The 26,713-nt window shown below is 51.6% G+C and carries 23 protein-coding genes and 1 pseudogene; 3 read left to right on the top strand and 21 right to left on the bottom strand.

Annotated features, from left to right (window positions below; all coding sequences use genetic code 11):
* Window positions 1-267: 267 nt before the first annotated feature.
* Complete coding sequence (locus AC6B99_RS14050; protein WP_155973307.1) at window positions 268-570, top strand: BLB8/JUQZ-1 family protein; 303 nt, start codon at window positions 268-270, stop codon at window positions 568-570.
* Window positions 571-858: 288 nt separating this feature from the next.
* On the opposite strand, the pseudogene AC6B99_RS14045 reads toward AC6B99_RS14050, so the two are convergent.
* The 10 genes and pseudogenes from AC6B99_RS14045 to AC6B99_RS14000 form a co-directional block, all read right to left on the bottom strand.
* Window positions 859-1,620 (bottom strand): annotated as a pseudogene (locus AC6B99_RS14045) (Rpn family recombination-promoting nuclease/putative transposase); the annotation flags it as partial.
* Between the two features lie 85 nt (window positions 1,621-1,705).
* Complete coding sequence (locus AC6B99_RS14040) at window positions 1,706-2,014, bottom strand: rhodanese-like domain-containing protein (protein WP_046233130.1); 309 nt, start codon at window positions 2,012-2,014, stop codon at window positions 1,706-1,708.
* Window positions 2,015-2,128: 114 nt separating this feature from the next.
* Window positions 2,129-5,140, bottom strand: coding sequence for a VWA domain-containing protein (locus AC6B99_RS14035; RefSeq protein WP_496663588.1), 3,012 nt, complete (start codon window positions 5,138-5,140; stop codon window positions 2,129-2,131).
* On the bottom strand, window positions 5,130-7,115 hold the full coding sequence (locus AC6B99_RS14030; RefSeq protein ID WP_496663558.1) for a BatA domain-containing protein: 1,986 nt from the start codon (window positions 7,113-7,115) through the stop codon (window positions 5,130-5,132). The genes AC6B99_RS14035 and AC6B99_RS14030 overlap by 11 nt, the downstream gene beginning before the upstream one ends.
* A gap of 59 nt (window positions 7,116-7,174) precedes the next feature.
* Window positions 7,175-8,215, bottom strand: a complete 1,041-nt coding sequence (locus AC6B99_RS14025) for a DUF58 domain-containing protein (protein WP_496663557.1) — start codon at window positions 8,213-8,215, stop codon at window positions 7,175-7,177.
* Entirely contained in the window at window positions 8,212-9,201 is a 990-nt protein-coding gene (locus AC6B99_RS14020; RefSeq protein WP_056038039.1) for an AAA family ATPase, read from the bottom strand. Before AC6B99_RS14020 ends, AC6B99_RS14025 begins: the two co-directional genes overlap by 4 nt.
* A 16-nt stretch (window positions 9,202-9,217) precedes the next feature.
* The gene (locus tag AC6B99_RS14015; RefSeq protein WP_496663556.1) at window positions 9,218-10,966 is read right to left on the bottom strand and encodes a DUF8809 domain-containing protein; all 1,749 of its coding nucleotides are present in this window, start codon (window positions 10,964-10,966) and stop codon (window positions 9,218-9,220) included.
* Between the two features lie 38 nt (window positions 10,967-11,004).
* Complete coding sequence (locus AC6B99_RS14010; RefSeq protein ID WP_496663555.1) at window positions 11,005-11,898, bottom strand: ABC transporter permease; 894 nt, start codon at window positions 11,896-11,898, stop codon at window positions 11,005-11,007.
* On the bottom strand, window positions 11,895-12,827 hold the full coding sequence (locus AC6B99_RS14005) for an ABC transporter ATP-binding protein (protein WP_099521825.1): 933 nt from the start codon (window positions 12,825-12,827) through the stop codon (window positions 11,895-11,897). Before AC6B99_RS14005 ends, AC6B99_RS14010 begins: the two co-directional genes overlap by 4 nt.
* A gap of 73 nt (window positions 12,828-12,900) precedes the next feature.
* Window positions 12,901-15,282, bottom strand: a complete 2,382-nt coding sequence (locus AC6B99_RS14000; RefSeq protein WP_056038048.1) for a DUF8725 domain-containing protein — start codon at window positions 15,280-15,282, stop codon at window positions 12,901-12,903.
* Between the two features lie 359 nt (window positions 15,283-15,641).
* Between AC6B99_RS14000 and AC6B99_RS13995 the strand changes: the two genes are divergently transcribed.
* Window positions 15,642-16,847 carry an MFS transporter gene (locus AC6B99_RS13995; protein WP_496663554.1) on the top strand — a complete coding sequence of 402 codons (1,206 nt, stop codon included), beginning with the start codon at window positions 15,642-15,644 and terminating at the stop codon, window positions 16,845-16,847.
* Between the two features lie 328 nt (window positions 16,848-17,175).
* Here the strand turns inward: AC6B99_RS13995 and AC6B99_RS13990 are convergent, their stop codons facing one another.
* The 6 genes from AC6B99_RS13990 to AC6B99_RS13965 all read right to left on the bottom strand — a co-directional run bounded on the left by AC6B99_RS13990 (window position 17,176) and on the right by AC6B99_RS13965 (window position 21,389).
* The gene (locus tag AC6B99_RS13990; protein WP_496663587.1) at window positions 17,176-17,463 is read right to left on the bottom strand and encodes an S-layer homology domain-containing protein; all 288 of its coding nucleotides are present in this window, start codon (window positions 17,461-17,463) and stop codon (window positions 17,176-17,178) included.
* Complete coding sequence (locus tag AC6B99_RS13985; protein ID WP_056038055.1) at window positions 17,447-17,680, bottom strand: S-layer homology domain-containing protein; 234 nt, start codon at window positions 17,678-17,680, stop codon at window positions 17,447-17,449. Before AC6B99_RS13985 ends, AC6B99_RS13990 begins: the two co-directional genes overlap by 17 nt.
* Window positions 17,681-17,726: 46 nt before the next feature.
* Window positions 17,727-17,885, bottom strand: a complete 159-nt coding sequence (locus AC6B99_RS13980; RefSeq protein ID WP_496663553.1) for a hypothetical protein — start codon at window positions 17,883-17,885, stop codon at window positions 17,727-17,729.
* A 9-nt stretch (window positions 17,886-17,894) separates the two neighbouring features.
* Window positions 17,895-18,188 (bottom strand): hypothetical protein, encoded by a 294-nt coding sequence (locus AC6B99_RS13975; RefSeq protein WP_496663552.1) that lies wholly within the window; start codon window positions 18,186-18,188, stop codon window positions 17,895-17,897.
* A 544-nt stretch (window positions 18,189-18,732) separates the two neighbouring features.
* Window positions 18,733-20,523 carry an ATP-binding cassette domain-containing protein gene (locus AC6B99_RS13970; RefSeq protein WP_496663551.1) on the bottom strand — a complete coding sequence of 597 codons (1,791 nt, stop codon included), beginning with the start codon at window positions 20,521-20,523 and terminating at the stop codon, window positions 18,733-18,735.
* Window positions 20,520-21,389, bottom strand: coding sequence for an ATP-binding cassette domain-containing protein (locus AC6B99_RS13965; protein ID WP_496663550.1), 870 nt, complete (start codon window positions 21,387-21,389; stop codon window positions 20,520-20,522). Before AC6B99_RS13965 ends, AC6B99_RS13970 begins: the two co-directional genes overlap by 4 nt.
* A 125-nt stretch (window positions 21,390-21,514) precedes the next feature.
* Here AC6B99_RS13965 and AC6B99_RS13960 point away from each other — a divergent pair, with 125 nt between their 5' ends.
* Window positions 21,515-22,144, top strand: coding sequence for a biotin transporter BioY (locus AC6B99_RS13960; protein WP_496663549.1), 630 nt, complete (start codon window positions 21,515-21,517; stop codon window positions 22,142-22,144).
* Between the two features lie 142 nt (window positions 22,145-22,286).
* On the opposite strand, the gene AC6B99_RS13955 is transcribed toward AC6B99_RS13960, so the two are convergent.
* The 5 genes from AC6B99_RS13955 to AC6B99_RS13935 form a co-directional block, all read right to left on the bottom strand.
* Window positions 22,287-22,778 carry a YlbF/YmcA family competence regulator gene (locus tag AC6B99_RS13955; protein ID WP_056038065.1) on the bottom strand — a complete coding sequence of 164 codons (492 nt, stop codon included), beginning with the start codon at window positions 22,776-22,778 and terminating at the stop codon, window positions 22,287-22,289.
* 76 nt (window positions 22,779-22,854) lie between these two features.
* Window positions 22,855-24,444, bottom strand: a complete 1,590-nt coding sequence (gene miaB, locus AC6B99_RS13950; protein ID WP_056038068.1) for a tRNA (N6-isopentenyl adenosine(37)-C2)-methylthiotransferase MiaB — start codon at window positions 24,442-24,444, stop codon at window positions 22,855-22,857.
* A 254-nt stretch (window positions 24,445-24,698) separates the two neighbouring features.
* Window positions 24,699-25,274 (bottom strand): phosphate propanoyltransferase, encoded by a 576-nt coding sequence (locus tag AC6B99_RS13945; protein WP_056038071.1) that lies wholly within the window; start codon window positions 25,272-25,274, stop codon window positions 24,699-24,701.
* Window positions 25,275-25,491: 217 nt separating this feature from the next.
* Window positions 25,492-25,752, bottom strand: coding sequence for a stage V sporulation protein S (locus AC6B99_RS13940; protein ID WP_025335291.1), 261 nt, complete (start codon window positions 25,750-25,752; stop codon window positions 25,492-25,494).
* 139 nt (window positions 25,753-25,891) lie between these two features.
* On the bottom strand, window positions 25,892-26,686 hold the full coding sequence (locus AC6B99_RS13935; protein ID WP_056038072.1) for a TIGR00282 family metallophosphoesterase: 795 nt from the start codon (window positions 26,684-26,686) through the stop codon (window positions 25,892-25,894).
* Window positions 26,687-26,713 lie beyond the last annotated feature (27 nt).

Genomic DNA, 26,713 nt, shown 5'->3' with positions numbered 1-26,713 from the left:
ATGTGGGTTCGATGATTAAAACATATTGGCTTGAGTTATCTTGCCAAGCAAGCTTTGTCGCGCTTTTGGTGGGCGTGTATATACAGCGCCTAATGTAGCCTCTTTAAACACAGTCGCACTCAACTATACAGAAACAAACGTGCTAGCAATTAATAGTCTTAATACGACAATTTACACCTCTATGCAAGCAGAAACTACTATTGTATGATTAAATTGGATTTACTTATTATTTCTATTTAAGTAAATTAATTGAAATAGGAGGTTCAAATGAAAAAATCCATTCAGAAAACTTTTCTCGCCACCACCTTAGCCCTTGCATCCTTTACAAGTTTCGCATTACTAGCTCCAACAACGGCTTCAGCAGCTGGAACAACCTTTATAACTTTGAAAAAAGGAAATTCTACGTCACTCTTTGGTGCGAATAGCTATGTTGTTGCATCAGGAACATCTATTGTTTCCGTATCTTCATCTGGATGGCTAACTGCTTTAAATACGGGCAGCGCAACAATTCGTGGCTACAGTTCCAGCGGGGTCCTTCTCTCGACTTGGTTTGTTACTGTAACCTCATAAATTTATCTATCAGACCGCCACACAAGGCGGTCTGTATTTTTTTATACAGTCTTTCTATTCAGCGCTGCTGTATTACTGTTTTTGCTCATGACCTACTGCGTGGATTGAAACCCAAACTGCTCAAGCCAAACCTGCCAGTAGTTTGTATCGCACTCTATAAGAGTGAGTTGATTAAGATTTATCTGGTTGGAAATAAAACAAAGATCAATTGACGATTTTTTTTGTAAAAACATCCCCTTAAAGACAAAACGAGCCGACCGCAATGGGGCGGCTCGTCTCTATTTTTTACTATAACGACTTTAAATCAATTATTTCTTTCTCAGTTAGACCGGATGCTTCGACGATAACGGAAAGCTCAACTCCAAGAGCAAGGAGCTTTCTGGCAATTTCCTTTTTCGCCTCCGCCTTTCCTCTTGAGTTAGCTACTTCATACATCGAAGCTTCATCATGTAAATACTTCTGGCGATCTTCATACTGTCTTCGTCCTTCTAAATCCTGACTCAAAAATTCCAGCGTATCCATGGCCTTTTTTAGTACCGGTTCATTCATCGTTAGCACCTCCCATTTGGATTGATCTGCACCTTTCAGAAATAACAGCCAGTTCACAAGTCCGCCTTCCTCAATTGAAATGGCTTGTTCGTCTAGCTTCGGCAGCTCCAGAAAGTGAAATTCAATATCGTCAATTAGTGAAATTCCGGTTCGATCTTCCCGCAGATGAAATACGTTATGATACAAATCATTTGGCAGCAAGGCGTAGTTCAAAATATTAATAGTCACGCACCGTTTCAGTTGGCTATAAGGCTGCCCTTCCTGCAATTGCCCAGAGTATTGCTTACTCTAATAGAAAAGCATTCTTTTCTCAGTATCATATTTATTAAAAAGCTGCATTTCAACATTAATAATTTCGCCTTCAGTTGTCCTGGCTCGAATGTCCAGAATGGACTGCTTGTCGCGCGGAGAGTCCTTATCTGTATAAGGGTTGAGCAAAATAATCTCTTTCAATGGGAGCCTTCCAGCCTCATCAAATGTTCGGTTTAAAAAGGTTAATAGTGAAAACCAACCTACAAAATCAAAAGCAGCCTAGCAATCCGCCAACAAGCGGTTGCAAGGCTGCTTTTCGTTTTAACGCTCTGTGCTACGCTCCAGTCACAATGGCTCCCGGCCAAGCGAGCATGCCGCCCGTCATATTAGTGACGGAGTAGCCCTGTGGCGCGAGGAAGCCGCATACTTTGCCACTGCGTCCGCCGCTGCGGCAGACGAAAATAATATTTTCATCCTTAGGCAGCTCATCCAAACGCTCCTGAATTTCAGACAATGGCAAATGCGCTGCTTCGGCAATGTGTCCCTCTTCCCACTCGTCAAGCTCACGAACGTCGATTAAATGAAACTTTTCCTTATTATTCAGACGCGCCTCTACTTGCTCCGGCGTGATTTCGTTATACATCGTTACGTCAGCTCCTCAGAAAAAATCTTTTATGTGCATTGTAACTTTCGACGCCGCCATTGTCCATTCCTCTAAACAAAACCAACATTCTAGCCTAGCAGCTTGTCAAAAATGCTACCGCTTGCCGCGCTTCTTCGCGGCAAGCAGACGATTGAGCGTCGCATGGCCGTCAGCTGGGTTTGTCTCTGAATTCGCAGGCGGAGCTAATGGCTGACTGCTTGTGCCTACTGATTTAAACTGCTGGTCGTCTCGCTGTTGCTTGCTTGCCTGACCTTGTCCCTCCGGCCGCACAGCTTGGGCTCGATTTGAGCCACTAGCAATCTGCGACGAATGGATCGCAGCTCGCTGCACGCCAGCAAGGTCTGCACCAGCACCCTTCGCCTGACCAGATGCTGGCGAGGCGGAAGCCGCATCACTTGTGCCCGCGCGCTCGCCATAAAAGCCTGCGGTGCGGCTTTTACGCTGCTGCAGCCTGCTCACTCCTGAAGGTGCAGCGGCGTCTGGCTCTTTCCTCTGCAAACGTCCGCCCGCTAATCCGAGCCTCGTCAAAAGCATTCGCCCGATTCGCTGCCAAGGCAGCGACAGCCGACGCAGCAAAATGTCGAGCAGCCACAGCGCCAAAATCAATAGGAGCAGCTCACGAGTCCAATCATAAGGCTGCCTGGACTCTACTGGAATGAAGCGGTAAACCTCCTGCGGCGCGTCCAGCGACAGCAGGCGTCCGCCAGTAGCGTTAGCAAGCTGCTGCAGCGCTTCTGTTCCATTTTCACCCGTCAATCGATACTCAGGCGAATATGGAATGACAAAACCCGTTGTCGTGCCACTACCCGTATTTGGCGTTTCCGCTCCGCCCGCAGCAGCGGTCTGTTCATTCACTTGCATTAAATACACGCCCGGCTCAGACACCGGAAGGCTTGCCGCATATTCGCCCGGAGCCGCGGGAAGCGGAGAAAGCGTCGTGCTTTTGCCAGCTTCGTCCGTGACCACAGCTGACAGCTTCGCTGCTGTATCACTGCCCTCGGTGCGCAAGCGCAGCATCGCCTCTCGACCATCCAGCTCAGCTGTTGCGGAATACGGCGTGCTCTCAAATTGGGGAAACGTCCATTTAATCCACTCGGCGAGAACATTAGGCAAGGCGGACCACTGTACCCAGTCTCGTGACCATTTTCCAGTCAAGTCGCTCGTCCAGGCTACCGTTCGTCCTGAGCCATAAGCCCAGCGTGCCAAAATCGGATCGCCTTGTGGGGATCGCAGCGCGACCTCTGCCGTTTCCTTCGCTGTCGTTGCGATGTACGCCTGCAAAACCGGCAAGCCATTTTGCCACATCGTCGCCCAGCTTCCGGCTTGCCCGATGAGCGGCGGCGCATTTTGCTCCACAATATACGTTCGTGACATTAACACCGTCTCACGGCTGAAAATAGCCGGAAGCGTGCTTTCATCATTTGTAAAATAAAACCGTCCCTTTGCCTGCTTCGCAAGCTGCTCCAGCATCACCTGATCCGCACCGTCTCCTACTGCAACTGTAGACATCGTCATTTTATTGTCGACCATGCCTTGTGTCAGTGTAGCATATCCCGGATTAGAAGCCGATTGGCCATCGGTGAGCAAAATAATATGCTTGCGCTGGGCATCCATTTCCAGCAGCTTGTTGTAAGCGGTATCCAGAGCCGGGAAAATTTCCGTGCCCCCATCAGCCTGAATGCCTTGGATTTTAGCCAAAACATCGTCGCGTTCCGTCAGCTTGGTCGGCTCCACGATCCACCATGGCGTCGAGTCGAAGGCGACTACGCCTACCGAATCCTCGGGACGCATCAGCTCAATCGTTCGCATCGCCGCTTCCTTCGCGAGCTCCAGCTTGCCGCCAGACATACTGCCGGAACGGTCAATTACTAATATCAAGCCGAGCGACGGAAGCTGTCGCTTGCCCTTCAAATCCATGTAAACCGGCAGCGCCTTCTCGATAGGCGTTTGAAAATAGCCGCCCAAACCAAAGCTGTTGTCGCCCCCTAGCATGACTAGGCCGATGCCATAATCGCTGACCGCTTTGCCGAGCCACTCCATCGGTTTTGCCGCAATGCGGGTTGCCGGAACATTATTTAAAATAATGCTGTCATAGGCAGCATATGAAGCCAGCTGTACAGACAGCCGCTCAGGCGGAATCGTCTCGTAACGAATGAGCGAGGCTTTCAAAGCTGCCTCCACATTTCCCGATGAGCCCGGCACGCCTTCGACAATAAGCACAGCGGGCGGGCCGCTAACTCTGCTGAACGCATAAGCCGTATTGTTCTGCTCGCGTTCATCCCCTTCGGCATATAGCTCGGCCCGGAAACGGTGAAAGCCCGGTTCCAGCGCAGCGCTTTGCAGGGCAAAACGATTTTCGCCCGGCTCCAGCACGATATCACTTGTCGAAAGCTCACGGTTATCTTCATAGATCCTCAGCTTGGCCGCACCGGATGATGTGCTGTTAATCGTAAACTCAAACGTAAACTTCTCGCCCTGACGCAGCGTTTGCGGTACGTCCATCGCTTCGAGCGAAGCGTCCACCCGCTGCGGGGCAGCTATCGGAACGACATCCACCTCAATGCCAGCATGCTTTAGCAGCTCTGCTTGGCGCAGCATGCTTCCGGCGTTTTCAGCGCCATCGGAGAGCAGCACGATTTTGCCGCCACCGGCTTCATGCAGCATGCCAGACGCAAGGCGGAGCGCTTGAGACAGATCCGTGAAATTTTCATTCACACCTGAACGGAACGTATATCGTTCCGCACTTGGAAGCTCATCAGGCGAAAGTACCTTATCGATTGCCGCATCCAGTCCGATGGACACAATTCCGCTTCGGTCCTCTTCGTCTTTCGCCGCCGAGGCTTTGGCAATCCACTCGCCTAAAGAGGCATCGGCATTGACGGACGCGGAGCGATCCGCTACAAAAATAACGTTTCGCTGCTCGACACGCCAGTAAGGCTGCACGCCAGCAGCGATCGCAATGACCAGTAGCAGGATGAGTCCACGCAGCGCAATGGCTATCTTTTTACGAGTGCCCTGCAGCCGCAGCGTACCTCGAATCATCCACCACACCGCCGCAGCCCACGGGATAAGAAGAAGGAGCGCCCAAGGTGAATCAGCCTGCATTCCCACGCCTATACACCTCCCATTCCACCAGCATCAGCGCAAGCAGTGCCAGCGCGAGCCATGCGGCAAAAGCATTTGCAGCATTTGCCGTCTCCACGCTGCCCGCAGCACTTCCCGCATCAGCCTGGTTTTGACTTGTCTCAGAGGAAGCAGCTGCAATCGGCTTAATATCGGCAGTTGCAGACATCGATGCACTTTCGGCGGAAGCCGCATTTACAGCAAGCATCCTCTGGCCGATCGTTTCTCCTTCTGCGTTTTGCTCCATTAAACGGTACAAGCCCGGAACCGCTGGGGCGATAGCCGGTTCTTGCGAAGCAAGCGCCGCAGACAGATTGCTGTCAGGCAGCGATTTTTCGCTATAGCCGCCTATAGTTTCAATCATTTCCCACTTGGCACTTACTGTCTCATTTAAAAAAGCAAGCTGTAGCGCACTTCCGGCATCCGCCGTCCCTAGCTGAGCCCGACTGCCACCGCTCATCCAGTCCGCAGCCTGTACAATTAGCACGGGAAACTCCGGCCGCAGCGGCAAATCGCTGCTTTGCATATCAAAGGTAAAGCGCAGCTGCGGCCTGCCTTGCACCGAGCCTGCATAAATAGCAGGCAAGCCGCCATAGGTGACGATGGCATCTCCCCAAGTCCCCGCATCCTTCGCCTTCACCATCCGTCCAATATGGGTATCTTCAAATGAAAGATAGGCGGTAACGGGATGGTCGGCTATCGCCACCCTGCTATTCGCAGGCGAAGCCGTCTCTTCCTCGGTCGCTTCTGGATGATCAATATACCAGACGGGCTTGGAGGCAAACAGCTCCTGCCAGCTTTTGTCCGTACGAAGCTTCGCTGTGTCTCCATCCATAATGACCCAGTCGATGTCCTTAACATGCTCCTTGGAAGGAACGTATTGTGTTGGATCAACCTTTATCGTTTTTACCCCAGCGAGCTGGAGTGCTTTTTCCAAAAACAAGTTGCCGGATGTAGCCAAAAGCACCTGCTGCGCTTTAGATACAATCGGAAACTGATAGGCGATATTGTCCGCCGCATAATCATCGGTCGCTCCGCTGATTTTGGCTGTATAATAGCTTGCCGCTTCCGGCAGGCCATTCATATCTACGCTCGTCCAGCCTCCAGACTCAAGCTTGACCGATTTTGTCGCCGCAGGCTCCGATTCCTTGTCCGCATAAACAGCAAGCTGGATCTGCTTGGAAGCAGCGCTGTCATTGCGAAGCGTCACTACGCCTGCCCGCTTGCCATCCTCCCCAACTGCCGCATGAATGCCAAAATACAAAATAGCACTATTATTGCTGCCAGCTTGTGGGGCAGAAAGCTTGAATTGCTCTAGCTTTGCATGAAGCGTGAGCAGGTTAACGGAGTCCGCATCCTGCCACCTGCCATCGGTTAAAAGCAAAATCTGCCCGCCTTGTTCATTCGCAAGCAGCGAGTCGGCTAGTGATAAAGCCGCTACGTTGTCCTGAGTACCGAAATCTGGAGTTATGGCTTTCAACTGCTGCAGCACGAGCTCATGTTCCGTTTCCTTGGACAAAATAATGCGAGGCTGCTCGCCCGTTACAAGCAAAGTAATGAGCTCCCCTTTCGGCTGCTCGCTCAGCCACAGCTCCGCCTGCTGTACAGCGGCGTGCAGCAAGCTGCCTTGCGAGCTTCCTCCGGGCATAGCCGCTGTCATGCTTGCGGAGCGGTCAAGTACGATGACGGTATGACTGCCGCTGCGGCTATCTGCCGTGAGATACGGCTGCATGAGCGCCAGCACTAATACAGCAGCTGCGAGCAGCTGCAACAGCATAAGCGGGCGGGTACGCAGCTTTTGCCACGGACGATTCGCCTCCTGCTCGCGCAGCATGCGATTCCACAGCATATGGCTCGCAATTTCGGTATCCATATACGTGCGCTTGAATAAATACATTAAAACGATGGCTGGAAGCGCCAAGCCGAATAAAGCCGATAGCGGCGATAGCAGCTGCATTTCTCCTCCTCCTTTCACCCAAGTTGCAAGTTTCTCCTCACATCAGTTCCCGTTCAAACTTAACTATGACTGTGCAGCACACCAGCGCGCAGCAGCGTATGCTGAACCGTTTGCTCCACCGGCTTGCTCGTATCAATAAAAATATAAAGCGCTCCACGCTCTGCGCAAAGCTTCTTAAGATGACTGCAATAATCGTTAACTGTAACGCGATATTGTTCGAGCAAACGGCTGCCTAAAGCAACCTCCTTGCCCGTGCCGAGTTCACTGTCGAGCAAATTCAATTCACCTGTCAAAGCTGGGTTTAGCTCCTCTGGGCTCAATAAATGGAGAAAGACAACCTGCTGCCGGGCAGCAAGCAGGCTGAGCAGCGTCTCTTCAATGCCCGCTTCATACATCGCATCGGATACGACCCAAGTGACGCCCGTACGATGCGGGAGCTGACCAGCCTGCTGAATAGCTTCCCTCATAGACAGGGCTGCCGCCTGTTGTTCCATTGCTCTTCCTAGGCCCGTCATAGAAGGCTTAAGCCCCTCGCCCTGTTGAAAAGACGGCTGCTCCATTCCCCGTTCCAGAGCCGCCGCCAAAAAATGAAATAAACGCGCAGTGGAGCCCCTGCCGCGAAGCGAGGGAAGCTCTGCCGGAGCTGTGCCGCCAAACAGCTTGACCGCAACGCGGTCCTCGCCTGACAGCGCAGCGTATCCCCCGCTGGCCGCCAGCTGCAAGGCGCAGAGCAGCTTGTTAGCCTGTTCGCTGCCAAAGTTCATCGATGGAGATACATCAACGTACACATGCAGCGTAAGCTCCTGCTCATCCCAATATTGCCGCATATACGCTCTGCCTGTTCGTCCATACACATTCCAATCCAAGCGGCGAATGTCGTCGCCGGGCGCATAAGGACGATAGTCTGCAAATTCCTGCGAGCCGCCGAGGGTGCTAGAGCGGCGCTTGCCAGCCATCGAACCCTTCACCCGGCTGCCCGCAGCCACTTTCATCCGCTCCAAACGATGCAGCAGCGAGGAATCGGGAAAAAGCTTGGCTAAGGCACCGCTGAACGCTGAATGCTGGAATCCGCTTCCAGAACCGCTGCCTTGCCCATTCATCTTGTCAGCTCCAATGCGCTTAGGATGGATTCGGTCATTTGATCCGTCGTTATGCCTGCTGCCTGTGCCTCGTAACCGAGTACAACCCGATGCCGAAGCGCTGGCACAGCTACCTCGCGAATATCGCTCCACGATACGTGCAGCTTTCCGCTGCAAAGCGCCCTTACCTTGCTGACCGCCACAATCGCTTGCAGCGCCCGCGGTCCGGCGCCAAATCTAACATATCGCTTCACATCATCAGGAGCATCTGCTTCAGCGGGATGCGTCATCATCACTAGCCTGACCGCCAAGTCCAGCACATCATCAGCGACCAAAATATGCTTGGCATACAGCTGCAGCTCGGTCAGCTCTTCCCCGTTCATCTTCACTTGGGCGCGGGGCTGAGCAGCCGCCGTTGTGCGCAACACAATTTCTTTGAGCTCCTCGCGCGTCGGATAGCTGACGCCGATTTTGAGCAGGAAGCGGTCAAGCTGCGCTTCCGGCAGCGGGTATGTCCCTTCCTGCTCGATAGGATTTTGCGTTGCCAATACAAAAAAAGGACGCGGCAGCTGGCGGGTTTCTCCGCCAGCTGTCACCGTGCCTTCCTGCATCGCTTCGAGCAATGCGCTTTGTGTTTTTGGCGTAGCACGGTTAATTTCATCGGCCAGCACCAAATTGCCGAAGATCGGTCCGGGCTGGAAGCTGCGTCCCGCTGCCCCCTGCTCGGTAAAATCGATCAGCGTCGTTCCCGTAATATCCGCAGGCATTAGATCAGGCGTAAATTGAATCCTTGAATATTGCAAGGAAATGGTATCCGCCACCGTGCGGACAAGCATTGTTTTCCCAAGACCGGGGATGCCTTCCAGCAGCGCATGTCCGCCTGCCAGCAAGCACCACAATAGCTGCTCGACTACCTTTTTTTGCCCTACAATGACGCTCCCAATTTCCGCTTGCAGCGCAGCTATACGCTCAGCCGCTTGTGTAATCTGTTCCTTGGATTCTATCATTTGACCACCCCGCTCCTTATCGATTCGGCTGTATGTTGTCGAAATATTGCTTTACTTTATCCTGCATGGCCTGTGGCAGCTGGGAGCGTCCAAGCGCTTTTTTGGCTTCGGTCGCATATTCGCTGTACACTTCCTCGTAAGGGCGTGTCGTGCCGTCAATCATTGGAGATTTGCCGCCCGTTTGCTCTTGGCCGCCAGTAGATGGTCCGCCATCCTCCTGCACATTGCCCTCACCCGCCATCGTGCGCGGCGTTGTTACAAGCGTTCGTCCGCCCGCTCCAGTACCGCCTTGCAAGCCTCCTTGCCCACTGCCCGAGCCACTGCCAGCACCTTGGCCGGCCCCGGCGCCTGTACCTGAGCCAGCACCAGCTCCTGCTCCAGCACCGGCCCCAGCACCGCTGGACGAAGGATCGCCGCCGCTGCCAGAAGCGCCGGAGCTTCCTGGCGCGGCGCCCGATACGGGCTCGCTCGGCGAGCCCGATGCTCCGCCAGCGCTGCTGCCGCTAGGCGAGCCATTGCCGGAGGCCGCCGCTGCCCAGCTCGGCGGCACGGTACCGCCGCTGGCAGCCAATTGGCCCGCAAGCGGCTGTCCGCTTTGTCCAAGCTGGCTCGCCATTGCGCTAGCCAGCTGCTCCAGCTGTGCCTGCGACAATTCGCCGGCCAGCGCTTCTTCCAGGGCGGCGAGGCCATCGCCGCCCTCCGTTTTGCCCGAAGCGTCATCACCCGCTTCGGAATTGCGCGCTTGCTCCGCGGCTTCTGCCAATGCGGACGCGAGCGCCTCCTTGTCTTGCGGCAGCTGCTCGGCAAGCTGCTCCAGCGCCTGCGCAAGCTGCTCCTTCTGCTCAGGCGTCAGCTTCTGCAGCTCCGAGCGCATATCGCTAATCGCTTCGCGCATGCCCGATTCCAGCCGGTCCTGCAGCGCAGCTCCCAGCTGCTTCAGCGCAGGCTCGCGCTGCATCGCTTTCGCAGCCTCATCAAGCTGCGACGCCGTTTGCTTCGCCAGCTCCGCCGTCTGTTCAAGCTCGCGCATCGCCTCGGCCAGCTCGGCAAGCGCCGCTTCCATGTCGCTGTCGTTTTCCTCCAGCTTGCTGCGCAGCTTCTCAAGCGGCTCGGCAAGCTGCTGCTTCGCCTCCTCAGGCACATCTGCCTGCTCCGCTTCCTCCGCGAGCGCAGCCGCTTCTTCCCGCAGCGCTTCGAGCTGCTGCCGCTCAGCAGCCCGCTCCTCCGCCAAATGATCCAGCGGATTCGCCCATACGAGCAAAAGCGCGGAAATAGCCCATACCGCGCTAACCCCCAGCACGGCCCGCTTCCACGCTGGCCATGCGGGCCAAGGCAGCCGCTTGCTCAGCATAGCGGCATAAGCTTTCGCTGCAGCGATAGCCTCCTGCCGCTGCAGCATAACAATAGCAGATGGCTGCCCAGCCGGGCGCAGCCATCCATCAAGCGCGGTCGACACGGCATCATCCGTGTCATGCCGATCCATCGCTCTCGCCGCATCACGCAGCGAGGCGCGCCGCCGAAGCCCATACAGCAGCCCCGCCAGCAGCCCCGCCGCCGCCAAAATCACAGCCGCTGGCCGCGCATGTAGCAGCGGCCACAGCCTGCTTGCGACCAGCAGCAGCAAGCCTGCCGAGCTGCCTATAAGCAAGCCTTTCAGCCCATACTTGCACATCGTGAACATCGTCAATCTCAGGCGCACCGGCAATAGCAGCTCAGGAAGCTGCTGCTGTTCTTCTTTAGCCCGACTGCTTCCGCTTGGCTCCATTCGTGTTCCCTCCTGATTTAATACCGACTTCTCATCCCTTATTTCCGGTTTTGCTTCATGCGAGGACGCAAGTAACGAATACTTAACCAAATCGCTAGAGCGGCTAATACTAGATAAATGAGCATGAACTCCTGCCATAGCTGCAGGAACGGTTCAGATGCTGTTGCACCAGATCCCGAATAAACGATTTCTCTGGTTATATTAGGGTCCAAAATGCTGTACATCGCCACCGCTGGATTCCATGCAAAAATATGAGCGATCCATTCGTTAGAAGAGCTGTTTCCTGAAACCTGCATCGATACCATTATCGCTACATAACCGATGAGCGCCGTGCCCGCATACAAAAACAAGGTCACGCCATACGTCAAAATGACAGCAATCATCGTCCGCTTGACGAGGGTGGAAAACAAAACGCCGAATGCTCCGATTACGATCATCAAAAATAAATAAAAGCAAAAGATGAGCAGCAGCTGCACAGGCGATATGCCGCCGAACAGAAACATCATGCTGTATATGGGAAGTGTACTTATGACGATTAAAATCATAAAGCTCAGGGAAGACAGCAGCTTGCTTAAAATAATCGTTGTCGAGCTTTGCTGCGTCGTAAGCAGCAGATTAAGCGTCTGCCGCTCGCGCTCCCCACTTATAACGCCAGCCGTCAAGCCCGGAGCCATAAAGGAAATAAGGCCAAGCTGTACGAAGCTGAGAAAATAAAACAGTATCCGGCTTTCACTCGGATTAAAGGAGGCAGTATTGCCCGAGCTCATATTGAGCAAATAGATAGAGCTAAGGGCAAACAGCCCAATGGCGAATAAATAGGCAAGCAGCGTCCACATCGTGCGCGGCGTCCGCATCCGCAAGCGGAATTCCTTATCCAGCACCGGATTGATCAGCTTGCTGCGCCAGTCTTTGCTTACTGTATCGTTTCTCATTCGAAGCCGTCCCCTCCTCTCGTAATTTCCAAAAAGACATCTTCCAAATTCGTCTGCCCTTCACTGAACGAAATAATCCGATAGCCCGCAGCAATCAGCTCGCCGACCAGCTCAGCCTGTTCGATATCCTGTCCGCTAAAATGGACATGAATGCCCCGTTCATCGCGCATCAGGCGCGTCACATGCGGCTGCTCCTGCAAAAACTGCTCAGCCTCGTCCAGCCGCTCCAGCAGCCGAATATATAAAATCCGCTTCACCCGCAGCCGGTTCTGAATATCCGACACATTGCCCTGAGCAATCATCTGTCCATGCTCGATGACGCCAATTTCGTCAACCATCTCCGCAAGCTCCGGCAAAATATGCGAGGAAATAATGATCGTTTTGCCCATTGCCTTCAGCTCAAGCAAAATTTCCCTCATTTCGATTCTCGCCCGCGGATCAAGCCCGGAAGCGGGCTCATCGAGTATGAGCAAATCGGGGTCGTGCACAAGGCAGCGTGCCAAGCACAGCCGCTGCTTCATGCCACGCGACAGCGTATCGACATAAGCGTCCCGCTTGTCACTGAGATTGACCAGCTCAAGCAGCTGCGGAATGAGCTCTTCCCGTTCCTTTTTGGGAATGCCATAGCTCGCACCATAAAAATGCAAATATTCGACCGCTTTAAACTGATCGTACACACCGAAGAAATCCGGCATATATCCAATGCGCTTTCTCACTTCTGCCGGATGCTTCGTCACATCAAAGCCATCTACTTTGGCATAGCCTGATGTGGGAGACAGAAGCGTAGCCAAAATCGACATCGTCGTTGATTTTCCTGCTCCATTCGGCCCTACAAAGCCAAACACCTTGCCTTTGGCAATCGTTAAATCGAGCGATTTTAAAGCATGAAACGAGCCGAAAGACTTACTTAGTCCTTTAATTTCAATCATAGGAACGGCTGCTTGCTCATGATCAGGCACAATCCCCGCTTCCTGCTCCCTTTGTATTTCCGCCTGCTCCGCCTTATTCATGCTTCGCCACCTCGCCTTCCACTGCAACTTGCGGCATTCTCGTCTCGAGATCCGTGTTTACGATCAGCTTCATCCGCAATTTGAAGCCGTCAATGAGATAGCTCGAAGGATCGTCCATTTCCGCTGCTACTTTAATCCATTTGCCTTGCGCTTCATCCCAAATGAGCCACTTCAAATTTTGCCCGGATTGGGAAGGATCAAGGTGAATGTCCAATTGGTCGTATGTCAGCTGTTCACGCTCAGGGAAGCTGTATTCCAGCACCAGCTCACCTTGCCCAATTGAAAAAGTTGAGTTTCCATAATTTTCTATTCGATTGACGCTTTTCTCAATAATAACAGGATTCACGAATCCTGCCGGCACGACAAGGCGGCCGTTTTCATCCGGCTCCATCTCGCCCAAGCTCTGCACCCACATCGTCAAATTAGCAGCTTTTACTTTATTGTTATTAACAGTAAACAATGCGTCTTCATTTTCACTGAATCCGATAATGACCGGACCATAAATCATCGGTATTGTCGAAGAACTGTAGTTCATATTAAAATACGTTTCGACCAGCGTGCGCTGCCTGCTGAACGTATCCTGATTGCCGCTCTGATACGGGAATATCATGCTGCCGTAATTAAAATATCCCATATTCGTGTTGGGATTGTTGGAGATGAGCGCAGAACCTTCTTCGCCTTGCTTTAAATCACCGATTGAATAGCTGCTGCCGTTCATCACCACAACCACATCATTTAAATCGTTCAAGGTGTCATTTTTAATGATATACTCCATTTGCCCGTTGCTGTTCTGGTAGGACACCTTGAATTGTCCGACCTGCTCCTGCATGGGAACATTTTCAAACACGGCTTTGCGTGTCGACCAATATTCCACATTTTTCCATTCAGCTGTCGTTTGTCCTTCTATGCTCACCACTCTGCTGTCGCTGCGCAAATTCAAGTCGCCCGTGCTGCTGCCTGATGCATAAGGTGTGAGGGGAAGCATTTCATCGAAGCGGGCAACAACTTCGCCGCCATTCGGAACGAAGATCGAAAATGCCCCGGTTTTAACCCCGTCGCCTTGGCCAGATAATTGCACGGTTTGAACCGTGTGGGTAGACATAAAACGTTTATTTTCAGCACCGAAGAAGAAAATAGCAACAGCGCAAATAATGGAGATGAGCGGAATGAGCCACCATGACCACTCCCGCTTATCTGCCTTGCGCAGCACCAAATACAGCACTGGAGCTACAATAATCATATAAATGATAAACATGACGAGTAGCAGGCCAAAATTAGGCGGTGTAATCGAAGGAAATTGATCTACAATTTGTTGAAAGCCCCAATACGCATTGTTGCCGCTCATATAGCCCTGCTGCATCGGAAATAACGAGCTTTGCAGCCAATTCGCATATAACGTGGCACTTCCCGACCAAGAAGCAATGGGCTCCAGTGCGGGATCAAAAGCAATGTACAGCACCTTGCCAAGTCCCAGCTTGCGCTCAACCGCAATCGGCGTTTCCCCGCCTATCAGCTTTGTTGCCCCAGTTGCAAGCTTGCCTGTCGACAGTGTCATATCACCTGCACTTGCGCTTTTTGCTTCGCCGGCGTTCACCATTTCAGGCGAAATCGGCTGTGACACCGTCCCGCCATCCGGCTCAACCGGCGCAATAGCTGCAAAAGCTTTCGCTGTTTTGCTGTAGCCTGCGCCTCCAGAGAGCAGAAGCGTGCCTCCCTTGCTGATCCAGCCAGTAATAGCCGCCACCTGCTGCTCGCTCCAATCCGAAGTCGCAACATCATTAATGGCAAGGACATCAAAGTAATCGAGCAGCGAAGCTTCGTTCGGCAGTTGCTCCCGCGTCAGCGGCATTACGGAAATTTGATAGCCTCGCACATTCAGCGAAGGCATGAAATTTAACGTATCGGGATCGCTTGCAAGAACCCCGAAAGTGTAATCGGAAGTGCCATTGCTATCCAAAAAGGCTTTGCCAATGAAAGCTACTTCCTTCCCTTTGGCTGATGCGCCTTCAAAAAAGCGTATTTTGTTATTGTCTTTGCTCAGCTGCGTGCCTGGCAATGAAACCGTCAGCTCGACGGGCGTTTCTTTCGGCAATTCGACCGGCACGACATAATCGGTCGTCATCCCGCCATAAGGCGAAATAATCGAAATGACAACCTCGCCCTTTAAGTCGGCATTCGTCCGATTCGTCAATGTTAGATGGGCAGGCATTCTTTTATCCACTTTCACACTGCCCTGATAGCCTGCTTCTGCTTTCAGCTCAATGCCTGCCGTTTCGGCAAACGCTTTCGAGCCTGTTGCTCCAAGGTCCGCACATAAACTGGCGATCATAATCATCATGACAAAAAGCTTTAATTTAAACCCTAATCGACTCACAGACAGACCCCTCCCTATTTTTTTATGTACTCATCCAAGTTTCTAACGCAAAATACGACGAAAATGTTTCATAATTTTACATAATTCATCCAATGCAGGAAAAAGAAAAGCCTTGTTCGCATAAAGCGACCCAAGGCTTAAGCACAATCTCATTTATTTACACTTGCTGGATAAATCCATAATCGGCAGAAGTTCGCCCCTTCGGGACCACACTGCGGCTTCACGGTACTAGCAGCATTTATCTTATGCCAAAAATATAAAACTCGTCATTCCCATTTATTTGAAGAAACCAACCATATTTGTGGGTGACAAAGAGCCGGATCGTAGGCTAAAGTAGTGATGAAAGGGGTTTTATAAAGATGTCTACTGCTTTGTCAGCTTCTGAACCAGCTCATTCTACTGCTTCACAGCGCTTGTTGTTTACGATTGTTACGCTATTATACTGGACTTCAATGTACGTTTACGTACCGACGTTATCGCCTTTTTTGAGCGGCCGCGGCTTGTCGATGCAGCTGATTGGCATTGTGCTTGGCAGCTATGGCTTTGTTCAAATGCTCGTCCGTTTCCCAGTTGGTGTCGCTTCTGACCGCTTCGGCAAACGCAAGCCTTTTATTATACTGGGCATGGTGACTGCTCTGTTAAGCTGCCTGATGTTTCTGGTGCCAGGACACTGGCTATGGCCGCTCGGAGGCCGGGCAATGGCAGGCATATGCGCCTCAACGTGGGTTGCTTTTACAGTCATGTATGCCAATTATTTTGCCGCAGAAGATGCTGCGAAGGCGATGGGAAGCATCAGCGTGATGATCGTTAGCGGCCAAATGCTCGGCATGCTGATGAGCGGAACAGTGACCGATATGTGGGGAGAAGCAGCACCATTCATTACTGGGGCTGTTATCGCTGGGGTAGGGCTGTTGCTAGCCCTAATTTTAAAAGAACCGCAAAAACAGCTGCATGAGCGCATCGGCATGACACTCGCGATGGCGCGCAGCATTATCGGCACGAAGCTCTTGCTTCAAGTATCGCTGCTCTCCATTCTCGCACATGGCGTGCTGTTCATAACGATGTTTGGCTTCACGCCACTCAAGGCAGAGACGCTGGGCATTACCGGGTATGGGCTGACTTTCATTGTTTTTGCCTTTATGCTGCCGCATGCGCTCGCTTCGATGTTCACCGCCAAATGGTTCGCACCGCGTTTTGGCAACTGGGTCACGATTGGAATTGGCTTCGTGTTAAGCGCAATATGTACGGTGGCCATTGCCTATACGGATTCGTTCGCTATGCTGGTACTGACGCAAGCGATAAACGGCTTCGCTCAAGGCTTGCATTTGCCGCTGCTGCTCGGGCTCTCGATTCGTGACGTCCAGCCTGCTGGGAGAGCTACTGCAATGGGCCTTTATCAGGCCGTGTATTCGATTGGAATGTTCTCCGGCCCTTTTCTAGCCGGTTGGCTCAACGACAGCTGGGGCATGAATAGCGGCTTCTGGTTCGGCGGCATGCTCGGCGCTGCCGCAGCGCTGCTTAGTGCGTGGTGGTATATGAAGGAGCTCAGAGAAAAAGGGCATTGAGTTGTAAGCGTGCTGAAACAACGGTTCGTTCGTGATGAAGATAGCCGTTTCCCAAAAACGAAAAATAGCGCCACAGGTGTAAGTGCCTGCGGCGCTATTTTTGTAATTTCAGCAGAGGGTCTCAAAGGTTGTCGTTCATTTCTGCCCTTTATATATCCGCCCAATGTATTCATTCACATTTCATTATTTGCTTTACGCATCCAGGATCCGCTAATCCATCCAATTTATTTATTCTTCTGTGCCAGCATGTTAAGCAGCACCGTAACTGCCTCAGCTCTTGTCGCAAGGTCTTGAGGGGCGAAATCATTATCTCCTTTTCCTTTTCCTTTTACCGGATTTCTTCATAATAAGCAATGCTGCCTTTTGCCCATGCCGGAATTACCGCTTCATCTGCAAACCCAGTTGCAGCACTCGCTGCGCTTGTATGGCCTAATGCAATCGCGATCATTGCTGCCATCTCAGCACGTGTAATTTGTGCGTTCGGACGGAAGCTTCCATCCTCGTAACCGTTAATAATGCCAGCTTGCAAGGCTTGACCGACTGCTTTATGAGCCCAGCTGCTAGTATTCGTTGTATCTGTGAAGGTTAGAGCCTTTCCATCATCTTGCGGCTTCAGCGTATAGCGTATTCATCAGCATCACAACAAATTCCGCTTGAGAAACCATTTTACCCGGTTTAAAGGTGCCGTCTGCATACCCGTTCACAATGCCGCTGCTGACTGCTTGATCAACATTTGCCTCCGCCCAATGCCCGGAGATGTCACAAAAATTAACATTAATTGGATGAATATCCACAACTAATACCGCAAACTTCGTAAAGGGATTGACATCCACTGTGATTTTATTGCCGCTTATTTTGCTGCCTGCGTATCTACTGTCGTTACTGTAATTCCCCCAAAGACAGGCACCCAGGCACCGTTATTCCCGGTATCGCTGTTTCAGCAATTACCGCTGCTGTTGCTGGGAATATCGCTGTTACAACTCCTGAATCCGTTTCATTTGATGCTGTTGCTTCGAAGACATCCAAGGAATCTTCCATTCCTCCTGTTTATGTATATCCGTTTTTCGGTGTAATGGTAATGGTTGCTGTATATGCTGTATTGGCAGCAAATGTGCTATGCGCAGGCAACCAGCCAATAGTAGCTGTGTACTCGGTCGTATCCGCTAGAACCGCTACTGGCCTTTCGCCAACTACTGGCACGTTTATTCCAGCAATTGAAGAGCCTGCAATTGTGACAATTTTGATATTCTCGCTTACTACCACCAGCACTTGTTCATAGGATGCCGGTTTGCCCGTGGTTGCCGCTGTTCGGACATAAATTTTAGCTCCTGAGACAGGCATACTGCTCCTTGCTTAGCGCTTATTCCAGGAAAAACGCCTCTGACGCTTCAAGGCTTGGAAACTACAGCCTTACAGCCTGCGATTGTTGCTCGGATCACTATTGCTGAGAACACAATTGCTGAGATTACTGTGGCTTGGAACACGAAACTCTGGACCCTCACTCCTTTTTTGGCGGACTGAGGTTCCGCTATTCTTACTTTTTCTCCGATTTCAGGCCGCACGCGGACAGGAGATCCGCTATTGCCCTCCTCATCCTGCCAAAATGGCGATGGGCAGCATATTAGCGGCTTCTGAGTCCGCAGCCTGTCCCAAAACCCATGCTTCGATTGAAATAGCGGCTGCTGTGTCCTCCAAAGACACCTTTGTGCAGGGAATAATGTAAACACTTGAAATTAAGAGCATGGCGCTACCTTTCACTCACATTCATTAGACGGCAGCATTCCCGGTAGTAGAGGGATTAAGTACAGGGTTCGAATGTCAGTGAAGCCAGCTTGCTTCCTCGAAAAATACGAAAAGAACGCTAAACCTTCGTCATCCTGAACGTTTAAAATAATGCTACCATATACAGCAGAGCCGCTCCGAAAACCGCCCCGGCAAGCAGCAGCACATCCTGACGGCCAAATCGCAAGCGAAAGCCTTGTGTCGAACGAATCTCACTGTTGCCAAACCCTCTCGCCTCCAGCGCCTCTGCCATTTGCTCCGCCATTCGCAAAATCGAACGAATGTAAGGGATAATCGCCGATGCCAGCATCGAGGGCGGCAATGAGCCGACTGGCGTAATTGCCTTCCCTCGCGTATGCGCGATTTTCGCAAACCGCTCCCATTCCTTAAGCAGCAGCGGAATAAATCGAAATATTAAGGTCACGGTCAACGTAATCGCTGAGATCGGTACTTTAAACCGGCTCAGCCAGCCGAATGTTTGCTCCAGCGCCCGCTGAATTCGCAGCGGCGTCATAAGCAGCAGCATCGGCAAGCCCAGCAGCATGGCGCAAAAAAGCGTCGCCAAGCGGAGCATCGTTCGTGCTGATTGCTCCCAATCAAACGATAAGGGCTGGATCTGCGCTCCGGCTACTACACCGAAGAGCAGAATGATTAAGGCGTAGGCTCGAATAAAGCCGAGCCAAGGCCGCATTTGAGCGCGCAGCGGCAGCCATATGGCGGCTGCAAGCGCTCCTGCCAGCAGCAAGCCGCTCCAGCTATGCTGCATGATGATGGTCGCCGCCAGCAGCATGTAGGCGGCGATAAGCGCTCTTGGATCGAAGCGCGTCGCCAGGCGCTGCGCTTCGGGCTGCGCCGGCGGGAGTTGCCGGCGCTTGGGTTTAGGCAGCGGCGGCGAAGCGTTCGCCGCTGTGGGCTTTGCGCCTGGCGATGGGCGAAGCTCCATCGCCGGAGGCGCCTGCGGCGCGGCGAGCGGCAAAGCCGCCGCGCCAGGCAGCGCCGCTGCGGCCGGGGCATCCGCCCGGCCGCTTTGCGGCTGCGCGGCGGCGGCATGGATCGCCGCCGCAAGCGCCTTTGGCGCCGGCCATACGGCGGCGCCACCGCCCGGCGGCTGCGCCGCGAAGCCGCGCAGCTTCGCCAGCGCGCGCAGCGCCTGCGGCGCAGCTGCATCTGCAGCGTGTGCGTTCGCCCACGCCGATGCAGCGACCGCTTCGCGGACTGAGCCGCCCTCGACCACGACGACTTCGTCCGCAAGCGGCAGCAGCGCTCCCGGGTCGTGCGTTGCCACGACCGCTCCGCGCCCAGACGCCTTGTGCGCCGCTAATACGGCGCACAAGCGGCTTATGCCCTCGGCGTCCAGCCCCGCCGTCGGCTCATCCAGCAGCAGCCATTGCGGCTTGCAGGCCAGCAGGCAAGCGAGTGCGAGCCGCCGCTGCTGTCCGCCGCTGAGCGACCAAGGATCGCGGGCAAGCAGCTCGGCAGGCAAGCCTGCTGCTTGCAGCGCATCATGCAGCCGCCGCTCCTTCTCCGGCGGCTCCAGCTTATACGGCTTCAGTGAATAAAGGAGCTCCTCCTTCACGGTCGCCGCAAACCATTGCGACTCCGAATGCTGGAGCGCGATGCCCGTATTCTGCACAACGCTGCGACTGAGACGTCTGCGTCTGCCCTTTTTCATCCAAAGGTTATCAGCGCCAAGCGCAATTTCGCCTTCGTTCAGCCTGCGAAGCCCTGCCATTGTTTCCAGCAGCGTGGATTTGCCCGCACCATTGCTGCCAATGAGCAGTGTAATCGTGCCTTCTTTAAAAACGAGCTTTTCTTTAATAGTCAGAAGCGTCTTGTCTCGTTCTCCCGCAGCACAGACGCGTATCTCTTCCAGTCTCCAGCTAAGGTCGGTCATCTTTGCAGCGCCTCCGCAAGCCTGTCTACGGTCAAAGGCAAAGGCTTTAAAACGATACCCAGCTTCTCCAGCTCCCAAGCGGTCTGTACCGCATAGGGGGCTTCAAAACCGAGCCGCTCGCACCAGCTCCGCCCTCCTTCTTCACTCCCCGTACTCGCCGCATCTTTTACAATAGCACTACGCTCATAAAACGACTCCGTAGTCCCGTCAAAAACGATTTGGCCCTGTTCCATCACAACGACTCGATCACCATGTCGAAGCTCAGCCAGCTTTTGCGTAATCCATATGATCGTTCCTCCTGCGGCATGAAGCTCCCGCACTTGCTCCCCAATAGCCAGGCTTGCTTCAGGATCAAGCATTGCCGTGGCTTCATCGAGCACCAGCACAGGCGAGTTGACAGCCAAACAGCCAGCAATAGCTGTCAGCTGCTTCTGCCCGCCCGACAAGGTGCCGACAGCTTGGTCCTTCCGTTCCAGCAAGCCGGTTAAGCTAAGCGACTGTTCTGCCAATGCAGCTATTTCATCGCTAGCAATTCCATGCTGCTCCAGCATCAGCACAACATCCTCCCAAGGTGTTGCGCCAAGCATGGAAGCCTCGGGCTGCTGCATCACAATTGGAATCGGCTTATTGTAGGCAGCAAGCTTTCCCCCCATTAAATAAGTCCCGCTTTTCTCGCCTACAGGAAATCCGGCTATGACCTTAGCGAGCGTACTTTTGCCACTCCCATTGCTCCCTAGCAGCGTCAACCAATCCCCTTCCTTCAGGGCAAGACTGACACCTCTTATTATTGGAAGCTGCTCACTCGCCGCATCAAAAACGCGTGGCTTAACCGTAAGCCCCTCAACCCGTATTAAATAATCGTTCAAAAAAATTTCACCTGCCCTCTTCCCCAAAGCGCCGCTCTGTGCTACAATCCATTTTGTTAACCATAAACAAATGATAATTGGTTAACATTATAAAAGCAATCATCATTTTAAAGGAGACGATTTCATTGATCAAAAGCAGTACGAATATTCGCAGCATGGTGTACATAGCCTTGTTCGCTGCCTTATTTATTGTCATGAGCAGCCTTCAATTCAAGTTTGCCGCTTCACCCGTACCGATAACCCTTCAAACACTCGCCGTTGCACTCGCAGGGATATTCCTCGGTGCACGCAATGGATTTTTCTCTATTTTGATTGTCGTTGTACTAGCTACGATCGGACTTCCGCTTATTAACGGAAATGGCGGCTTCGGCATGATAGCTGGACCTACCGGCGGTTTTCTCGTTGCCTTCCCCTTTTGCGCTCTGCTTGTAGGCTTCTTCACATCCAAGCTGCTTCATAGCTCTTTTGCAGCAAAAAATCGGGTCGCAACTGCTATTTTGCTATTTGTCATTTTCGAGCTGTTTAGTTCTTTTTTCGCTTATGTCATCGGCATCCCTTGGCTCATGCAAGCAACAGGCCTCTCGTTTCAAAAAGCAATGATTAATGGCTGCTACCCATTCCTCCCCGGCGATGCTGCCAAGTCCGTACTGGCCGTCATTATAACGCTGGCGTTAAAGCCTTATATTTTGCGGATACAAGCTTCAACTAGCAATAAAAACGCCGCTCCTGCTGTTCCATTCACAACAACACCATAAATTCCTTCAAATTCATTACACTCTTTACCTTCAATAGTTACAAAAAAAGGGGCTGCAAGCAATGGTATTCCACCATTGCACAGCCCCTTTCCTGTTTCATTGCACTTGCCCGAATTCCACTGGTTCAACCTCAAGCAAGTTGTTAGTCGCACTCAGCAGGCGCTTCCTCAGCTCCTGCCTCCACATTGATTTTCTCAGAAACCGTATCCCGTACAATGGAAATAACGAGCTGCAGCAAATAGTTGATGTCGGACTGGCTTTGCTGGAATTCCGTTACAATCGGAATGCCGTCCAGCTCATCCTGCAGCACTTCCATTTCCTGCTCGATTTTTTTGACCATCGTTTCGTTTTTGAAAGTTGTCTCAAATGCGACTAGTTCCTTCTGCTTTTTCTTTACAGTCGCAATTAATTCCTGAATTTTCGTATTGCCTTGAATTTGGCTTTCCGCACGGCGGTAATGCTGTACTTCCTCAGAAGTATAAATCAGGTCAGCAAGCTCCTTCGCCTTCTTCATAATGTCTTCGCGAATTAGCAAATCACGCGTATCAAACTTTGGAATGCCGCATCCTTCACCATGCTCATGATGGTGATGGCCATGCTCCGTATTGCCTTGGACCGTTTGTTGCTCAGACATATATCATCTCTCCTGTTATTTAGTTTCAAGTGTAAACGGCTGAAGCCGTCCTTTGGCAGCAAAGCTTCCGTTTCGTTTAGAGTACAACCGCTTCGCGCAGCTCCGTTCCTGTAGGCTCTGCTTTAATATACCAGGTTTTCGCTTCTGTTACTTTCGCTTGAATGAGCTGGCCAATCCATTCCTGCGGACCTTCCAAATGAACGAGCTTGTTCGTACGTGTACGTCCAGCTAGCACATTTGCGTTATTTTTGCTCTCACCTTCAATCAGCACCTCGATTGTCGTGCCGATCATCCGTTCATGACTCTCCAGGCTCATCTGCTTCAGCAAATCATTCAGACGCTGCAGCCGACGTTTCTTGACATCAAGTGGAACATTATCCTCCATACCGGCAGCTGGCGTGCCCTCACGCGGCGAATAGATGAAGGTATAGGCTGAGTCAAAGCCCACCTCGCGAACGAGCGAGAGCGTATCCTCGAACTGCTCATCCGTTTCGCCAGGGAACCCGACGATAATATCAGAGGTCAGCATAGCATCCGGGATAGCCGCCTTAATTTTACCCACAAGCTCTAAATACATTTCACGCGAATATTTACGGCTCATCCGTTTAAGCACTTCCGTGCTGCCCGATTGAACAGGCAGATGAATATGCTCGACCAGATTGCCCCGCTGCGCCAGCACCTCAATGAGATGATCATCAAAATCTCTAGGATGGCTCGTTGTAAACCGAACACGCGGAATGTCGATTTTAGACATGTCGTTCATGAGGTCGCCAAAGCGATACGCTATATCTTCAAAATCTTTGCCGTAAGCGTTCACGTTTTGCCCAAGCAGCGTCACTTCCTTGAAGCCTTGTCTTGCCAGCTCCCTTACTTCGGCGATGACGTCCTCCGGACGACGGCTGCGTTCCTTGCCTCTTGTATAAGGCACAATGCAGTAAGTGCAAAATTTATCGCACCCATACATAATGTTAACCCAAGCCCGCATGCCTTCACGTTTCTTCGGCATGTTTTCGATAATGTCGCCTTCTTTGGACCACACCTCGACAACCATCTCTTTGCTGAAATAGGCATTTTGCAGCAGGAACGGCAAGCGGTGAATGTTATGCGTACCAAAAATCATATCGACGAAGGAATGTTTTTGCAAAATACGTCCGACAACCGATTCCTCCTGCGACATGCAGCCGCATACGCCGAGCAGCAAGCCCGGCTTCTGCTGCTTCAGCACCTTAAGATGCCCAAGCTCCCCGAACACTTTATCCTCGGCATTTTCCCGGATCGCACATGTATTCAGCAGCACCACATCCGCCTCAGTCCGATCTTCCGTCGCCGTATAGCCCATTTCCTCGAACATGCCCTTCATAACTTCCGTGTCATGCTCATTCATTTGGCAGCCGTACGTTTGAATCAAATAAAACTTGCCTTTGCCCAGCGTCCGGAATTCCTCCGGTATGGAAAAATCATAATGAACCTCTATATCCTCTTTGCCCCGTTTTTTCTCTTCCTTGTGGTTCGGAGCAGCATTGATTTGAATATTGCGTCCTTTGATTCGATAGGTGATTTTGCCGTCTTCCTCGCTAAGAACCTTCGCATCAGAGAAATCAAAATATTTCGAGTAATCCCTATCTTTATTAGCGGCTTTCAAATCCGCTGAATTCCCCTTTGTCATGCTTTAGTCACATCCTTATATCCTTGTGCTCACCCGTGTTTAAACATCAATAAGAAATTATAACACATATAAGTCCATCGAATCCATTACTGTTGCTGCTAATGCTCTATTTTTTCCAACAAATCTTGAAAACGCCTTCTTATTTGCTTGTTAAAATCAAAAAACGGATAGCAGCTTCTTCGCTGCTATCCGTTTCAAAAATGAGAAAAACCTATTACAGCTTCTTCACAAGCTGTATCTTGGAAAAAGGATGATTAGCCTACAATTTCAGCTGTATCCCCGTTTTTAATGCCTGCGGCATTCGCTTCATCCGTATCAATATGCATGTCCAATGCGAAATCTGGGGATACACGGGCGATCACTTCCTCAAATACGACGCCACGATCTCCGCCAAAACGCACTTTCAGCTTTTGCTTGTCGGCAATGCCCCATTTTTCAGCATCGCTCGTGTGGAAATGAATATGGCGGGCTGCAACGATAACGCCCTCCTCAATCGTCACTTCGCCAGCCGGCCCTTTCAGCGTAATGCCAGCCGAGCCGCTAATATCACCGGATTCTCGGACCGGCGGGTTTACGCCAATCGAGAAAGCATCCGTGCGGGAAACTTCAAGCTGAGTCGCCTTGCGGACAGGCCCAAGAATTCTTACTTTAGGAAAAGAAGATTTCGGTCCGATTACGGCAACCGTTTCATTTGCTGCATATTGTCCTGGCTGTGAGAGAGCTTTCGCCTCCGTCAGCTCGTAGCCTTCTCCAAATAAAATCGCGACATGCTCTTGAGATAAATGAATATGGCGTGCCGATACCCCTACAGGTACTAGTTTTTGTGTCATTGCATTTACTTCCCTTCGCTTATTGATCTGCTTTCCTTGCAACAAGGATCATGTGCCTAATCTGCAACATGCTAGGCAATCATAACATTTATTTGTTTTATCCCACAACAACATATGTCACTATAAAGCAAAAAACCTGCTTACGCGATTGTAGGCAGGCGTTACATATGAACTTTTTTCTACATTTCTCTAACGACTTAAGGCTTCGTTTAAGCGCTTATCTAGGCTCAACAATGAGCTTAATCGCTGTCCGATCCTCGCCATCAATTACGATGTCTGTAAAAGCCGGTATACAAATTAAATCCACCCCGCTGGGAGCAACAAATCCTCGCGCAATCGCAACTGCCTTAATTGCTTGATTTAGTGCACCCGCCCCGATAGCTTGTAATTCAGCGGCGCCGCGTTCACGTAAAACTCCGGCCAGCGCACCTGCAACGGAATTTGGATTGGACTTTGCTGAAACTTTTAATACATCCATAAAAATGTACCTCCTCGGGAATGATGGATGGATTCCACTACTAGCAATAGTATTCGAGAGAGGTAGAAAAATTCCTGCTTTTATTGCCGAAATTAACGAACTGTTCTGAATTGTCTAAACTTTCAATAAAAAAAAGCTGCTACATGAGCAGCCAATCTTCTTCTACAAGTCTAATTTTTTGGAATTTGGTCGTTTCGCCTGTCGCATCGTCGATTTGGATCGACACGCCATGCAAATGCCATTTGCCTTCATCCACGACAAAACGTGTAGGCATTTGGGTCATAAACCGATGCAGCACCGCATTGCGCTCCATCCCCAGCACACCGTCCTTCGGCCCCGTCATGCCAACATCCGTCAAGTAGGCTGTGCCGCCTGGCAAAATCGTGTCGTCATTCGTCTGAACATGTGTATGTGTCCCTACAACGACAGAAGCATGTCCAGCCAAATGCCAGCCCATTGCAATTTTTTCCGAAGTCGCTTCCGCGTGAAAATCGACCAAAATATTTTTCGTTGTTCCATGCGCCACCTCGATTAGCTCATCCGCTTTGCGGAACGGACAATCAATCGGCGGCAAAAACGTTCTTCCCTGCAAATTTATAATGGCGAGCTGCTTGCCGTTCGCTTTAATAATCGCCATGCCTTGTCCTGGCGTTCCTTCCGCGAAGTTCGCAGGTCTTACGATACGAGGCTCATCATCTATCCAGTCAAAAATATCTTTGTTATCCCAAGTATGATTGCCCATCGTAATCCCATGAACACCGCATTCAAACAGCTCATTGACAATGTTCTTTGTAATGCCCCGGCCTGCCGCTGCATTTTCGCCATTTACGATAATAATATGCGGGTTGTATTTCGATTTAAGCGCTGGAAGCACTTGCTTAACGGCTGCACGCCCTACACTTCCAACAATATCCCCAATAAATAATACGTTCATTGCTGCTCACTTCCTTTACCTATTCAG

Source organism: Paenibacillus liaoningensis (assembly GCF_059609455.1).
This window is presented reverse-complemented; position numbering and strand designations above follow the sequence as displayed.

Bases quoted from the DNA above. Each gene is read 5' to 3' on its own strand.
- AC6B99_RS14025 (WP_496663557.1), bottom strand. From the start codon at position 8,215: ATGAATGGGCAAGGCAGCGGTTCTGGAAGCGGATTCCAGCATTCAGCG.
- AC6B99_RS14015 (WP_496663556.1), bottom strand. From the start codon at position 10,966: ATGGAGCCAAGCGGAAGCAGTCGGGCTAAAGAAGAACAGCAGCAGCTT.
- AC6B99_RS13980 (WP_496663553.1), bottom strand. From the start codon at position 17,885: ATGGAAGATTCCTTGGATGTCTTCGAAGCAACAGCATCAAATGAAACG.
- AC6B99_RS13935 (WP_056038072.1), bottom strand. From the start codon at position 26,686: ATGAACGTATTATTTATTGGGGATATTGTTGGAAGTGTAGGGCGTGCA.
- AC6B99_RS14005 (WP_099521825.1), bottom strand. From the start codon at position 12,827: ATGATTGAAATTAAAGGACTAAGTAAGTCTTTCGGCTCGTTTCATGCT.
- AC6B99_RS13955 (WP_056038065.1), bottom strand. From the start codon at position 22,778: ATGTCTGAGCAACAAACGGTCCAAGGCAATACGGAGCATGGCCATCAC.
- AC6B99_RS13975 (WP_496663552.1), bottom strand. From the start codon at position 18,188: ATGCCTGTCTCAGGAGCTAAAATTTATGTCCGAACAGCGGCAACCACG.
- AC6B99_RS13945 (WP_056038071.1), bottom strand. From the start codon at position 25,274: ATGACACAAAAACTAGTACCTGTAGGGGTATCGGCACGCCATATTCAT.
- AC6B99_RS14010 (WP_496663555.1), bottom strand. From the start codon at position 11,898: ATGAGAAACGATACAGTAAGCAAAGACTGGCGCAGCAAGCTGATCAAT.
- AC6B99_RS14020 (WP_056038039.1), bottom strand. From the start codon at position 9,201: ATGATAGAATCCAAGGAACAGATTACACAAGCGGCTGAGCGTATAGCT.
- AC6B99_RS14040 (WP_046233130.1), bottom strand. From the start codon at position 2,014: ATGTATAACGAAATCACGCCGGAGCAAGTAGAGGCGCGTCTGAATAAT.
- AC6B99_RS14035 (WP_496663588.1), bottom strand. From the start codon at position 5,140: ATGCAGGCTGATTCACCTTGGGCGCTCCTTCTTCTTATCCCGTGGGCT.
- miaB (WP_056038068.1), bottom strand. From the start codon at position 24,444: ATGACAAAGGGGAATTCAGCGGATTTGAAAGCCGCTAATAAAGATAGG.
- AC6B99_RS14030 (WP_496663558.1), bottom strand. From the start codon at position 7,115: ATGCAGCTGCTATCGCCGCTATCGGCTTTATTCGGCTTGGCGCTTCCA.
- AC6B99_RS13995 (WP_496663554.1), top strand. From the start codon at position 15,642: ATGTCTACTGCTTTGTCAGCTTCTGAACCAGCTCATTCTACTGCTTCA.
- AC6B99_RS13940 (WP_025335291.1), bottom strand. From the start codon at position 25,752: ATGGATGTATTAAAAGTTTCAGCAAAGTCCAATCCAAATTCCGTTGCA.
- AC6B99_RS14050 (WP_155973307.1), top strand. From the start codon at position 268: ATGAAAAAATCCATTCAGAAAACTTTTCTCGCCACCACCTTAGCCCTT.
- AC6B99_RS13970 (WP_496663551.1), bottom strand. From the start codon at position 20,523: ATGACCGACCTTAGCTGGAGACTGGAAGAGATACGCGTCTGTGCTGCG.